The 12,988-nt window shown below is 65.7% G+C and carries 10 protein-coding genes and 1 pseudogene; 4 read left to right on the top strand and 7 right to left on the bottom strand.

What is annotated here, in order from left to right; genetic code table 11:
* Positions 1-8: 8 nt before the first annotated feature.
* The 4 genes and pseudogenes from ABC383_RS04850 to ABC383_RS04835 form a co-directional block, all read right to left on the bottom strand.
* A pseudogene (locus ABC383_RS04850) lies at positions 9-388 on the bottom strand (type II toxin-antitoxin system VapC family toxin).
* Complete coding sequence (locus ABC383_RS04845; protein ID WP_413012246.1) at positions 385-597, bottom strand: type II toxin-antitoxin system VapB family antitoxin; 213 nt, start codon at positions 595-597, stop codon at positions 385-387. The pseudogene ABC383_RS04850 and the gene ABC383_RS04845 overlap by 4 nt, the downstream one beginning before the upstream one ends.
* 104 nt (positions 598-701) lie before the next feature.
* On the bottom strand, positions 702-2,156 hold the full coding sequence (locus ABC383_RS04840) for a DegQ family serine endoprotease (RefSeq protein ID WP_413012245.1): 1,455 nt from the start codon (positions 2,154-2,156) through the stop codon (positions 702-704).
* 86 nt (positions 2,157-2,242) lie between these two features.
* Positions 2,243-5,542, bottom strand: coding sequence for a PAS domain S-box protein (locus ABC383_RS04835; RefSeq protein WP_413012244.1), 3,300 nt, complete (start codon positions 5,540-5,542; stop codon positions 2,243-2,245).
* 381 nt (positions 5,543-5,923) lie between these two features.
* Here ABC383_RS04835 and ABC383_RS04830 point away from each other — a divergent pair, with 381 nt between their 5' ends.
* The 3 genes from ABC383_RS04830 (at position 5,924) to ABC383_RS04820 (ending at position 7,989) form a co-directional block, all read left to right on the top strand.
* On the top strand, positions 5,924-6,664 hold the full coding sequence (locus tag ABC383_RS04830) for a DUF4142 domain-containing protein (protein WP_413012243.1): 741 nt from the start codon (positions 5,924-5,926) through the stop codon (positions 6,662-6,664).
* 63 nt (positions 6,665-6,727) lie between these two features.
* The gene (locus ABC383_RS04825) at positions 6,728-7,708 is read left to right on the top strand and encodes an MBL fold metallo-hydrolase (protein ID WP_413012242.1); all 981 of its coding nucleotides are present in this window, start codon (positions 6,728-6,730) and stop codon (positions 7,706-7,708) included.
* A 74-nt stretch (positions 7,709-7,782) separates the two neighbouring features.
* Positions 7,783-7,989 carry a hypothetical protein gene (locus ABC383_RS04820; RefSeq protein ID WP_413012241.1) on the top strand — a complete coding sequence of 69 codons (207 nt, stop codon included), beginning with the start codon at positions 7,783-7,785 and terminating at the stop codon, positions 7,987-7,989.
* 301 nt (positions 7,990-8,290) lie between these two features.
* Here the strand turns inward: ABC383_RS04820 and ABC383_RS04815 are convergent, their stop codons facing one another.
* Entirely contained in the window at positions 8,291-10,585 is a 2,295-nt protein-coding gene (locus ABC383_RS04815) for a hypothetical protein (protein ID WP_413012240.1), read from the bottom strand.
* Between the two features lie 797 nt (positions 10,586-11,382).
* Between ABC383_RS04815 and ABC383_RS04810 the strand changes: the two genes are divergently transcribed.
* Complete coding sequence (locus ABC383_RS04810; protein WP_413012239.1) at positions 11,383-11,919, top strand: hypothetical protein; 537 nt, start codon at positions 11,383-11,385, stop codon at positions 11,917-11,919.
* Here the strand turns inward: ABC383_RS04810 and ABC383_RS04805 are convergent.
* Positions 11,894-12,304, bottom strand: a complete 411-nt coding sequence (locus ABC383_RS04805; RefSeq protein WP_413012238.1) for a hypothetical protein — start codon at positions 12,302-12,304, stop codon at positions 11,894-11,896. The genes ABC383_RS04810 and ABC383_RS04805 overlap by 26 nt on opposite strands.
* A gap of 13 nt (positions 12,305-12,317) precedes the next feature.
* The gene (locus tag ABC383_RS04800; protein WP_413012237.1) at positions 12,318-12,914 is read right to left on the bottom strand and encodes a hemerythrin domain-containing protein; all 597 of its coding nucleotides are present in this window, start codon (positions 12,912-12,914) and stop codon (positions 12,318-12,320) included.
* Positions 12,915-12,988: the final 74 nt, after the last annotated feature.

Genomic DNA, 12,988 nt, shown 5'->3' with positions numbered 1-12,988 from the left:
TCGCCGCCTCAATGCACCTTCGGCTGGTAAGCAACGCCGAATCGTTGCGCCATACTCGCCAGCCGCCGGTCCAGGGTCCATAGGCTGGCCCCGGCGGTAATCAGGGTCGATGCCAGCAGCGTGACATCGACCAGGCCGCATCCCTGGCCATACAGTTTCTCGCGCTCGATCAGGTCGAGTACCTCGCTCATGGTGGCCTGGCCTGACGGGCGCAGGAAGCCAAGATAGGCGAGCGTTTGGGAGCGGGGCGCTGGCGGCGTGCCGCAGGCCACTTCCATCAGCACCATGGGATGGATCAACACCTGGTCGAGTCTCAGCAACGTCGTCAGGGAAGAATTCCACAAGCGAAAATGCTCACCCAGACCGAGGTGGCAATTAGGACGCTCATGCCGGCTGCGCGGCAGGATCGCCCCGGCGACGGGGAATGTCCCCCATGTCGGGCGCGGCGCCGCCAAGTTCTGCCAGCCTCTTGGCGGCCTGTACGCGCACGAACGTTGACAATGCCTCGCGCCAGATGTCTGCTTTGTCCATGGCTGGGTCAGCCATTTCCAATGCCCTCCTGTACAACGCGTCGTCTATCGTCACATTGGTTCTCATGGCATCTCCAAGGCTGTTTTGCGCATCCTGCATCAAATTTGATAAGCAGTCCCGTCGGACATCGTATCTGCGGCGCCGCCAAGCATGGCGTTGCCGCGCCTAAGTCAGCCCAGCTTCACCGGCACGAAGATCTGCGTCTCCCCCCGCTGCACCAGCAGCGCGGCCTGGCCGCCGGCCTGTTCCAGCCGCTTCTGCAGCTCGGGCACGCTGGCAACCGGGGTGCCGTTGATGGCGACGATGATGTCGCCCGGCTCCACGCCCGAGCGGGCCGCGGCGCCGCCGGCCTGTTCCACCACCAGGCCGCCGCGCAGATGGGCTTCCTGCCTTTCCTCGTCGGTCAGGGGCCGCACCGCCACGCCCAGCTTGCCGCGGGACGCGCTGGCGGGGGCTGCCGCGGCAAGCTTGTCGGACGAGCCGGCCAGGGTGGCGGTCAGGGTTTCCTTCCTACCGTTGCGCCAGACTTCCATCTTCGCCTGGTCGCCTGGCTTTGCCAGGCCGACCTGCGCCGGCAGGTCGCCGGAACGGGCAATGGCCTGGCCGTTGTACGACAAAATCACGTCGCCCGGCTGGAGACCAGCCTTGGCGGCCGGGCTGTTGCGGTCGATCGACGATACCAGCGCGCCTTCCGGCTGCGGCAGCTTGAAGGAGTCGGCCAGGGTCTGATTCAGTTCCTGCACCGCCACGCCAAGCCGCGCGTGGCTGACCCGGCCGGTGGCAACGATCTGATCCTTCACCGACAGCGCCACATCGATCGGGATTGCAAACGACAGCCCCATGTAGCCGCCGGTCTGGCTGTAGATCTGCGAATTGATGCCCACCACCGCGCCGCTGGCGTCGAACAGCGGTCCGCCCGAGTTGCCCGGATTGACCGCGACGTCGGTCTGGATGAAGGGCACGTAGGCGTCGCCCGGCAGGCTGCGGCCCTTGGCGCTGACGATGCCGGAGGTGGCGCTCTGCTCGAAGCCGAATGGCGAGCCGATGGCCAGCACGTAGTCGCCCACGCCCAGGCGCTTGGGGTCGCCCAGGGTGACCACCGGCAGCTTGGTGGCGTCGATCTTCAGCACCGCGACGTCGGTGGCCGGGTCGCTGCCCAGAACGCGCGCCTTGAACTCGCGCCGGTCGGACAGCTTGACCGTCACTTCGGACGCATCCTTCACCACATGCGCATTGGTCAGGATGATGCCGTCCTGGCCGACGATGAAGCCCGAGCCCTGGCCGCGCACCGGCACCGGCGCCTGGCCGCCGCGGCCCGGCACGCCGCGGAAGAACTGCGAGAACGGGTCGTCGTCGTTGTCGCCGCGGGCGGCGGTCTTCATCGTACCTTCGGTATTGATGCCCACCACCGCCGGGCCGAAGCGATCGACGATGGCGCGGTAGTTGGGCGCGGTGGCCGGCGCCACCGGAGCCGGGGCGGGCGCGGCCGCCGTGGCTGCAGCACCTGACTGTGTGCTTTCCTGACGGGAGAACCATTCCTTGGGCGACCAGCCGGCGGCGCCGGCGGCGGAGGTGACGAGAACGCCGGCGACGGTCAGCGCGGCAGTGGCTTGACGGAGTTTCATCTGTGATCCCTTCATGCATTGTCTGGTTGACGATGGGAACAGACTAAGCCGCCTGGCTTAAGCCAGGCTTAACAAAAACGCCGGCGTCATCGCGCGGACAGCCCCTGCAATTTGTCCAGCGCCACCGGCTTGACCCAGTGTTCGTCGAAGCCGGCTTCGCTGGCCTGGGAGCGGTCCTTCTCCTGGCCCCAGCCGGTCAGCGCGATCAGCCGTATGCCGCTGCCGAGCTGGGCGCGGATGCGGCGCGCCGCTTCGAAGCCGTCGATGCCGGGCAGGCCGATGTCCAGCAGCACCACGTCGGGCATCATCTCCGCCGCGCCGCTGACTGCCGCCAGGCCATCATGCACCACCTGCACCTCGTTGCCCAGGAGCCGCAGCAGGTCGGCCACGGTGCTGGCCGCGTCGATGTTGTCGTCGACCACCAGGATGCGGCAGGGCCGCGCCTGCGGCGCAACGCTCTCGGTCACTGGCGCGGGCGACGCGTCGGCGGCCGGCTGGCTGCGCGGCAGGCGCACGGTGAAGGTGCTGCCCATGCCGCTGCCGGCGCTGTGCGCCTCGACCCGGCCGCCGTGCAGATGCACCAGGCCTTCCACCAGCGACAGGCCGATGCCCAGTCCGCCCTGGCTGCGTTCCACCGGGTGGGTAACCTGGGTGAAGAGGGTGAAGATGTCCTTGAGCATGGGCGCGGCGATGCCGACGCCGTTGTCGCGCACCCGCACCAGGTACTCATCAGCGGTGGCTTCCATCGCGATGGCGATGCGGCCGCCCGGGTTGGTGTACTTGGCGGCGTTGTTGAGCAGGTTGGAAAATACCTGCGCCAGCCGCAGCGGGTCGGCCTGCACCGGCGCCGCCTTGAGGTCGAACGCCACTTCCAGCGTGTGCTGCGCCGCCTCGATGTGCGGCCGGCTGGTCTCGATGGCGCTTTGCAGGATGGCCAGCAGGTCGGACTGCTCCGGCCTCAGCTCGATCTTGCCGGTGTTGATGCGGGAAACGTCCAGCAGATCGTCCACCAGGCGCGTCAGCTGGCCGACCTGGCGCTCGATCAGTTCCAGCGGCCGGCCGAGGTCGGGCTGCCCCTGTATCTGCTTGGCCAGGCCGCGCAGGCGCAGCAGGCTGATGGCATTGCTGATGGGCGCCAGCGGGTTGCGCAGTTCATGCGCCAGCGTAGCCAGGAACACGTCCTTGGCGCGGTCGGACTGCTGCAGCGCCTTGTAGAGGCTGGCGTTCTCCATCGCGGTGGCCGCCCGCCGCGCCAGGTCGCCGGCCAGCGCCAGGTCTTCCTCGTCATAGATGCGGCCCGACTCGGCGCTGATGAAGGTGATCACGCCCAGCGTGCGTCCGTGGGTGGCCAGCGGCACGCCGAGATAGGAGCGCAGGCCCAGGCGGCGCAGCGCCGCGATGCGTTCCGGGTCGCCCAGCGCATGCGAGTGGATGTTGGCCTGCATGTCGCTGATGACTTCGGCGCGCCCGGTGCGCAGCACGTTCCAGATGCCGTGCGGCATGGACGGGTCCGGCGGCAGCTGCGCGTGCAGCATCGCGGCCAGCTGCGATTTCTGTTCATCGACGTGGGCCACCGCCACCCGTTCCAGGGTGCCGTCCTCGCGCAGCAGGTCCACCACGCACCAGTCGGCGAAGGTCGGCACCGCCAGCCTGGCTAGGCGCTCCAGCGTGGACTGGTAGTCCACCAGTGCGGCGAACTCGGCGCTGGCGCGGGCCAGGAAGCGCAGGTCCTGCTCGGTGCGCTTGCGGCGGGTGATGTCCATGCAGACGCCCGAGAGCTGCGCCGCCCGGCCGCGCTCGTCGCGCACCATGTGGGCGCGCGATTCCAGCCAGCGTACCTGGCCGCCGGCGCGCACGATGCGGTACTCGGCCTGCAGGTCGGTGCCGGTGCGCAAGGCGCGCCGCATCGCCTGGGCGAAGATGGCCCGGTCCGCCGGATACACATGGCGCAGGTAGCCGTGCAGCCGGCGCGCCTCCATGCTCTGCCGTGGCGACAGGCCATGCAGCGCGTCCATGCCGTACAGCCAGACACTGCGTTCGGTGCCGATGTCGTACTGCCAGGCGCCCATGTCGCCGGCGTCGAGCGCCAGCCGCAGCCGCATTTCATTGGCCAGCAACAGTTGTTCCGCCTGCCGCTTTTCATTGCTGACGTCGCGCCCGCTGCCGTAGATCAGGCCTTCCTCGGGTGCGGCGGTCCAGGCAAACCAGCGCCATTCGCCGGCGGCGCTGCGGGAGCGCGCCTCGAACTGCAGCGACGGCATGGTGGCTGCCTGGGCCAGCGCCGACAGCGCCGTATCGACATCGTCCGGATGCAGGAAGGCATGGAAGCGCCGGCCGATCAGGTCGGCCGCCTCGAAGCCGAGCAGGCGGGTCCAGGCCGGATTCACGGCCAGCAGGGTGCCGCTATTGCCCAGCACCATCAGCAGGTCGGGCGAGTTGCGCCAGATCCGGTCGCGCTCGCGGGTACGCTGCGCCACCTCGTTTTCCAGCGACTCATTGAGGCGCTGCAGCTGGGTCTGGGCCAGCTTCTCGTCGGTGCAGTCGCGCACCGCCTTGACCAGTCCGACCACTTCGCCCATGTCGTTGCGCAGCGGCGTCAATTCGCCCGACACCCAGACCCGGCTGCCATCGTTGCGCAGATGCCAGCGCTCGTCGGTGGCATGGCCATGGCGCAGCGCCGCGTCCATCTGCCGCTGCGGCTGGCCCTGCGCGATGTCCTCGGGCGTGAAGATCCGCGACAGCGGCTGGCCCAGCATTTCCGCCTCGGTCCAGCCGAATACCCGGTGCGCGCCCTCGCTCCAGTTGGTGACGATGCCATCCAGCCCGGCGCCGATGATGGCGAAGTCGAGCGCGCTGTTGACCACCTGCCGCTGCCGTCCTTCCTGCTGGCGCAGGCGCTCGTCCGACAGGTGGCGCTCGATGGCCAGGCCGATGGTGCGGGCGGCGATCGCGATCGCATCGATCTCGTGCTGCTGCGGCGCGCGCGGATGATCGAAGTAAAGCGCGAAGGTGCCGATCACGCCGCCGCCCACGCCCAGCACCGGCGTGGCCCAGCAGGCGCGCAGGCCATGCGCCAGCGCCAGGCTGCCGGCGTCGGCCCAGCGCGGATCGCTGCCGATGTCATTCGAATAAACAGGCTTGCCTGTGTGGGCGGCAGCGCCGCAAGAGCCGGCGGCTGCGCCAATCTCGATGCCATGCAGCTGTTCCAGGTAAGCGGCCGGTAGCCGGCGCGCGGCGCCGGCCAGCAGGCGCTGGCCCTTGCGGTCCAGCAGCAGGACGCAACCAAAGGCCCTGCGGTCGAATTCGGTCTCGAAGCGTTCGATGATCTGTTCCAGCAGGGTCGACAGCGGCAGGCCGGCCACGATCTGGTCAAGTTCCGGCGGCATGTCCCGATGCCAGACGGCGCTCGCGTGGTCAGTCTGGGGCAACGGGAGGTTCAACGGATCGGTGGAGGTGCCAGAAATCATGGGGTCGTCGGTTGGTTCTGCTGTCGAAAGGATGATTCCTTTGGGAAATTATGCGTTGATCGCGCACAAATCATAACGCAAGCGGTCGCCATGATTGTGACAAATGGTTACGCCAAGGAAAAAGAATTCTTTTCTGCAATTTTCGTAACAGTCGAGATTCGACGGCTGCGATGCCGCGTGGTTCCGCTATTCCTACGTAGATTACAGAAGGTCGCCTATAGAAACGGGTGTCGGGGTTTATCAAAATGGCTATCAATGAGCAACGGGTCTGCCGTTGCCCCCAACATTAGGAGATTGGACATGAACAAGGATATGAACATCAAACGGATGGCCGTCTGCGCAGCGCTTGCCATGGTGTTTGGCGGCGCAGTCGCCCAGAACACCGGCACCACCGGCACTGCCGCAACCAATCGCGACACCACGGCAAACAGCACCACGGCCGCTTCATCGACCCGCACCGGCGCGTCCGGCAAGGTGGCCTCGGCTGACCAGAAAATGATGCGCGACATCGCCCATGCGAATATCTCCGAGATCGCCGCCGGCAAGCTAGCGCTGGAAAAGTCGCAGAGCGATGACGTGAAATCCTTTGCGCAGAAAATGATCGACGACCATACCAAGGCGCAGCAGGAACTGCAAACGCTGGCCGACGGCAAGGGCGTGAAGCTGCCGACCGAGCCGGATGCCAAGCACAAGGCCATGGCCAAGATGATGTCGGGCCTGAAGGGGGACGCATTCGACAAGCGTTACCTGAAGCAGGGCGGCTTGAACGACCATGAAAATACTCACAAGCTGCTGGAGCGGGTGCAGGCCAAGGCCAAGGATGCCGACCTGCAGGCGTATGCAGCAAAGACGATCACCGCAGTGGACCAGCACTTGTCGCTGGCCGAGGAAACCGCCGGCAAGCATGGCATGGGTAACCCTAAAGGCAATATGACCGGTGCGGCGACCGACAACGGCACGATGAACAGCCGCGGTGCCGGCGGCACCATGAGCGGCAGCAGCGGTAGCGGCGGCACCGGCAGCAGCGGCACTGCACGCTGACAAGCGGTCTGGAAGCGCCGGCAGCGCTCATGCAGCCGCCGCTTCCCTATCCTTTCCGATGCAATGACTCCATTTCGATCCTGGCCGGCAGCATTGCCGTTGATTGCGGCCATGCTGCTCGCCGCGCCCCTGGCCTCCCTGGCCCAGGACAATGCGCTCGTGACGGCCGCGCCGCCATCGGCGCCGGGCCAGACCCTGGACCTGCCGGCCGACGCTGCCGCTGCGGACCAGAACGGCTCGGTCACTTTCATCGGCACGGCAACGGTGCTGATCCGCTATGGCAGCCTGACCATCCTGACCGACCCCAACTTCCTCCACAAGGGCGACCATGTGCAGCTGGGCTACGGGCTGACATCGGAACGGCTGACCGAGCCGGCCATGCCGATCGAGGCCCTGCCGCCGGTCGATCTGGTGATCCTGTCGCATTTCCATGGCGACCATTTCGACCAGCTGGTCCAGGAAAAGCTGCCGCGCACCATCCCCGTGGTGACCACGCCGCAGTCGGCGGTGGCGCTGGAAAACCTGGGCTTCGCCAGGCGCTATCCGCTTGCCACATGGGATACGCTGGTCGTCACCAAGGGCCAGACCACGCTGCGCATCAGCGCCATGCCGGGACGGCACGGCCCGCCCGTGCTGGCCGGGCTGCTGCCCGCGGTGATGGGCTCGATGCTCGACTTCAGCGGTGCCGGCAAGCCGGACTACCGGATGTACATCAGCGGCGACACGCTGATGTATGAAGACCTGAAGGAGATACCGCAGCGCTTTCCGGAGGTCGACCTGGCGCTGCTGCACCTGGGAGGCACCCGCATCCTGGGTGTGATGAAGGTCACGATGGATGGCGCCGACGGCGTGCGCATGATGCAGCTGGTAGCGCCGCGCCACGCGATACCGATCCATTACAACGACTACACGGTGTTCAAGTCGCCGCTGTCGGACTTTGAACAAGCCGTGAAGGCGGCCGAACTGCAGAACCGGGTGATCTATCTGAAGCACGGCGAGACGTATCGCTTTGCGCCACGGGAGACACAGGCGCCGGCCCGGTGACCGCAATCCACGGCGGCCATCCGGGCGGCGGGCAGCCTGCCTCGCACGCAACCGCACAACATCAGGAGAACAGCATGGCAAACGACAATCAGGGCAAGACTGGTCCGATCGCGCCGCATTACGATCCGACCGATGAAACCGGCAACAGCAAGGAAATCGCCAAGCCGGCGAAGACCGGGCCGGCCGAGGCCGACGCCGATCCAGAGCGCCGCGAGCGCGCGGAGGAAGTGCTGGGCAATTTCGAGGGCGAGGCAAGGCCGGTCAAGCCGGACGGTTTCTGAATGCAACTCGGTCCGTGCCAGCCTTGTGATGCAGTCCCCGGGTGCGGCGGCGACCGCGACCGCCTTCTTGCCATGCCGTTGATGGCGCGGATGGCCGGGATGGCGTAGGGCGGCATACCCCAAAGGGGCATTCCGCCTTTTCGTCGACCCGGTACGCCGCCAGCTTCACTTGTGGCTTTACCGCCGAAGGTGCAATGCCCTTCGGGTATTGCACCTTACGGACCCTGCAGGTCCGCGTGCGTTTCTTCCCATGTCAATCCGGTGTGGCCGGCATCGATTGCCTGGTCAGTCCGGAAGTGCTTTACGACTCCTTCGCCTTTCCGATGTCGGACCGGGCCATGCCGAATGGCCCCAGCTCCGGCGGCGCCTTGATCGGCGCCAAGCCAGGATAGCGGTACACATGGTCGCGTTCGCGCTTGGCGTCCGGGTCCAGTGCCGCCGCTACCCGGGCTGTGACTGTGGCCAGCCGCTTGTCGACCTTGGCCAGCGCCGGCGCCAGCTTGGGGTGCTCGATTTCGGGGAAGTAGTCGCGGCGGATGTAGATGTACTGGATGACCGGGTGGACCGACACATCGCGGTCATTGACGTGCTTGCCGTCGGGGCCCAAGAACAGGTCCTCGTCCTTCTTGCCATACAGCTGATGGTAGTGCGCCATGCTGTCGGGGAATGTGCCTTTCTTGTCAAAGCCTATCGTTTGGCTGATGCCATTGGTGTCGGCATGTAAGCCCAGCGCGAACTGGTCCATGTTGCGCACCTGCAGCAGCAGCACGTCGCGGATATGGCCGCCCTTGGCCATCATTACGCCCCACAGGCCGGTCTGGCGCATCAGCTGCAGCACATGCCCCATGTAATAGCCCAGCCCGCCGCCCTGGCCAGTCCAGGCATTGCCGTTGGCGCTGTCCTGGATGATGGGCTGGCCCAGGTTGCGCAGGCCGCGGAAGAAGGGGTCGTCGCTCTTCTGCACGACCTGGGGCACGTAGATCTCCTTGTAGATCTGTTCCAGGTGCTGCGCGAAACTGGCTTCCACGTCCGCCCGCGACAGGCCCAGAGGATGGGTGGATGCCAGCTTCCATGCCATCGTGTAATGCAGCCAGCGCCAGGCTTGGGAACGCACCATGTAGTTCTCGCGGATGTTCTGGGTCGGCCCCTGGTCCATCATCATCTGCACCGCGGTGTCGAAGCGGCTGCCCACCGCATGCATCGGGCTGTTGAGCAGCAGCGCGATCCAGCCGGCGTTGCAATAGGAATGCAGGGAGTCGCGCGCCCAGCCATTGCCCCACATGTAGCCCTGGCCGTCGAAGTTGTGGTCCTGGCTGCCGTCGCGCTGGCTGCCGTTGATGAAGACCGAGCGCGGGCCGACGGCGCCGCCGCCGTAGTAGTTGCCATACAGGCCCCAGGGCTTGAACATGACTTCCTTGCTGGTCATCAGCTGCATGGTCTTCACGTCGCGCACCCAGTGGTTGCCGTGGTTGAAGTAGGCCATGGCCCAGCCGTCGAGCCAGTCGCGGTGCGGCACGTTCTCCTGCAGCCGTTTGCCGTTGGGATTGGTGGCCCATAGCGCTACCACTGAAGGAATCACGCAGCGGTCGAAGCGCGGCCCGCCGGGGCCGGTGTACCAGTTGTGGGTGGAAAACGAGCCGGGTTCGTAGTCCCATCCTTCCAGGTAGGGGCCGCCGTAGGCCGAGCCGCCGTTGCGGTTGAATTCGCCGTTGGCCAGGTAAGGGTCTTTCGGCATCGGCCCGTAGCCGGTGCGCGGCCGCGGCCAGCGCGGCGCGCCGTAGATGTTCGCCAGGCCATTGATGGAGTGGGGGCCGTAGCCGCCGGTGATCATCGGCTCGCACGACAGCACCGAGACATGGGCCTTCGCCTGCGACGGCCGCTGGCCATCGGCGGTCAGGCCGGGGTAGTACTTCTTCAGCTTCGACGAGCTGCGTGGCCGCGTGTTCTGCCAGGGCAGCATCATGAACAGGGTGACCCTGGGCCGTATCGGCTTGGTCTCGGAGCGCCACTGGTTCAGGTCCGGGTCATTGATGGGCTTGCCGTCCTGCATCTGGAAGGTATGCAGCACCTTGCCCTCGGCATTCTTCATCACGACCTTGAAGGGCTTGGGAAAGGTGGAGAGCTTCTTGGCATTGAAGGTATCGGAGGCGGGATAGCTGGTCCAGGTGCCGCGGTGCGCGAAGCAGCCCAGCACCTGGTACAACGGCGTCTTGCCGGACTCGGTGTTGCTGCGGTCGGCAGCCAGCATGGTGAAGCCGATCTCGACATCGCCGAGCATGGCCGAGCGGCTGCACTGGTAGACGGCGATATCGCCGTTCTCCGCGGCCATCTCGGCGTCCTCGTAGACGAAATTGTCGATGCGCTTGTCCAGCACCATCTCGCCGGTCATCACCGGCTCTTTCCTGTTGCTCCAGTCCCAGACCTCGAAGCGATGCGGCGCATCGGCTGTGAGTTCCGGCGCTTCCGGCCCGGTGCCGGAATGGGGAAGGGTTTTATTTTTCCCGGTACCTTCCGGGTCCTTGGCGACGGCCATGCCGCCGATGGCTGTGACGCCGGTCAGGGCGGCGCCGCCGATCAGAAATTTCCTGCGGTGCAAGGTGGTTCCTTTATGTCGTAAGGTCGGGGAATGAATGCATCTTTCATCGGGTGTTGGCTGGCGATGGCGGGTCGATTGGGGCGGTGCGACGGGCTAGCGTTCGGGCATGAATCGGAACGTGCCTGTCACGGGGACCGCCGCCGTCGCAGTTGCAGTTGCTTTTGAAGTCGCTGTTGCCGTTGCCGCTGTTTTTGACTTACGCGCAGCGACAGTTGCAGTTGCGGTTGCCGTTGCTTATGCAGTTGCCGTTGCTCATGCAGTTGCAGTTGCCGTTGCCGTGAAATCCCGTTGAGCGCGCCGTGTCAGCGGTGCCCGGAGCGGGAAAAGGTGCGGCGTCTGTCTGAGCCAAGCGCAGCTTGGCGAGTTTAGCCGCGCCCCGCTCCGGGTACCGCTGACACGGGAACCCCGCGCAGCGGGGCGCGATCACCGGGTCGCCTTTTTTTGGTTACTTTTTTTGGCGAAGCAAAAAAAGTGACCCGGCCGCCGGGACGGATTCCCGGCTTGTCTCCACGGCAGTGCAGCCGTCTTGCGTCACCCGGCAAGGCACGGGCAGCACTGTCGGTGTTGTCTTTGACGTTCGTATTGAAACTTCAAACTTCAAACTTCAAAAGCAACTGCTGCTTCGCAGTGACGCCTTACCCCTGGTGAAACAAGCCGACTGCACTGTCGTCATGACCAGGCCGGGTGTTCGCCCCGGCGGGCGACCTACTTCTTTTGCTTCGCCAAAAGAAGTAGGCAAGAAAAGGCGACCCGGTGACCGCGCCCTCGCTGCGCGAGGGTCCCCGTGCCGTCGATGCATGGAGCGGGGCGCGGCTAAACTCGCCAAGCTGCGCTTGGCTCAGACAGACGCCGCACCTTTTCCCGCTCCACGCACCGACGTCACGGCGCGCTCAACGGGATTTAAAAGCAACGGCAACGGCAACTTCAAAAGCAACAGCAACAGCAACAGCAACGGCAACGGCAACGGCAACGGCAACGGCAACGGCAACGGCAACGGCAACGGCAACGGCAACGGCAACGGCAACGGCAACGGCAACGGCAATGGCGACTTCAAAATCAACGGCAATGGCGACTTCAAAATCAACGGCGACTGCACCGTCGGAAGCAACTGCTACTGCAACTGCAATTGCACCCCGCCACGCAGCCGCCACTTTCCTGCAGAGGATAAGTCAACATCCCCCCACTGTCTCCCGGCAGACAGCCAAAATTTGTCATGCCGCAAGACCAGCAACGGCCCGCCGCCCAACGCCGGCCGCCCGCAAGCTGCTTGCCAGCGCGTGCCAAACGCGCCCGGCGTCGCGCAACGCCTCAACCCCCTCCGATGCCTTCGGTGACGATGCCAGTGCCGCGGCAATTGGGGCAGGCGCCGCCGCTGGCGTTCTTGCCTGAGCCGGCGCATACCGGGCAGACATCGTCGCCGCTGCCCACGGTGCCGGGCGCGGCTTCGTCGCCGGGGCTCAGCGACTCGCCGCCGCCAACCTTCTGCGGTGAGGGAGCACCGGCGTGACCGCCGTGACTGCCGGCGCCGCCCCCGGAACTGCCGCTGCCGCTATCCCCGCCCATGGCGGCCATCGTACCCGCCTGCGGCATGTCCTTCACATCCTCGGGCTGGATGCCGCTGGGCAGGCCGATGTCGTCCACCCCCACCAGTTCGGTGGTGCGGGCGCCGTGCGGTCCGGCTGCGTCCTCCAGCCGTTTCTGTTCTCCGTCGGAAGCCATGCTTTTCTCCTCTTCAGGCGTCGTTGCGGGTGTGGTTGCCGTTGCGCTTCATCAGGTAGGTGCCTGCCATGAGCGCGCCGGCGGCCAGCATCATGGTGCTCTTGGGCATGCCGCGCAGCATGTTGGTGGCGATCTCGCCGCCGCGCGGTGCGGCCAGTTCGACACGGCGCTTCAGCATCTGCGCGCCCAGGTCGCCCAGCCGGTCGCCCATCAGGCGCTCGGCTTCGGGCAGCAGGATGGTTTCCTCGTCGGCCACATGGTGCATCACGTCGCGCATGAGCTCGAACAGGGTGTCGTCATAGCCTGCTTCGGTGGGACGCATGCCGCGCAGCTTGGCGATCAGGCGCTTCATTTCATTGTGCTCGGGCACGGCTTTCTGGATCGCCGGATTGCTGCTGTCCATGGCGCGCAGCGCCGGGTAGAAGATTTCCTCTTCCAGCTGGGCATGGATCTCCAGCGCCAAGCAGATGGTGTTGACCAGGCCCTGCTTGGTGCGCGGGCTGCTGTCGATCTCGTACTGGTGAAAGGTCGCCATCGTATGGGTATGGTCCATGCGGATCATGTTGGTGGCGGTTGGCGACAGCTTGCCGGCGATGGATGGCATGTTCATGTTCACGGTGACAGTCCTCACGAAAGTTGGGTTGTGTGCTTCGTGAATTTCTGACAACCCGCCGCCCGGTTTTA

It is taken from the genome of Noviherbaspirillum phoenicis (assembly GCF_047237965.1).
In the GTDB taxonomy this organism is placed as follows: domain Bacteria; phylum Pseudomonadota; class Gammaproteobacteria; order Burkholderiales; family Burkholderiaceae_D; genus Noviherbaspirillum_A.
The sequence above is the reverse complement of the archived record's forward strand: the minus strand, read 5'-3'. Positions and strand labels throughout refer to the sequence as shown.

Coding starts and splice junctions, on each gene's coding strand:
- ABC383_RS04845 (WP_413012246.1), bottom strand. CDS start 597: ATGAGAACCAATGTGACGATAGACGACGCGTTGTACAGGAGGGCATTG.
- ABC383_RS04840 (WP_413012245.1), bottom strand. CDS start 2,156: ATGAAACTCCGTCAAGCCACTGCCGCGCTGACCGTCGCCGGCGTTCTC.
- ABC383_RS04835 (WP_413012244.1), bottom strand. CDS start 5,542: ATGCCGCCGGAACTTGACCAGATCGTGGCCGGCCTGCCGCTGTCGACC.
- ABC383_RS04830 (WP_413012243.1), top strand. CDS start 5,924: ATGAACAAGGATATGAACATCAAACGGATGGCCGTCTGCGCAGCGCTT.
- ABC383_RS04825 (WP_413012242.1), top strand. CDS start 6,728: ATGACTCCATTTCGATCCTGGCCGGCAGCATTGCCGTTGATTGCGGCC.
- ABC383_RS04820 (WP_413012241.1), top strand. CDS start 7,783: ATGGCAAACGACAATCAGGGCAAGACTGGTCCGATCGCGCCGCATTAC.
- ABC383_RS04810 (WP_413012239.1), top strand. CDS start 11,383: ATGGAGCGGGGCGCGGCTAAACTCGCCAAGCTGCGCTTGGCTCAGACA.
- ABC383_RS04805 (WP_413012238.1), bottom strand. CDS start 12,304: ATGGCTTCCGACGGAGAACAGAAACGGCTGGAGGACGCAGCCGGACCG.
- ABC383_RS04800 (WP_413012237.1), bottom strand. CDS start 12,914: ATGAACATGCCATCCATCGCCGGCAAGCTGTCGCCAACCGCCACCAAC.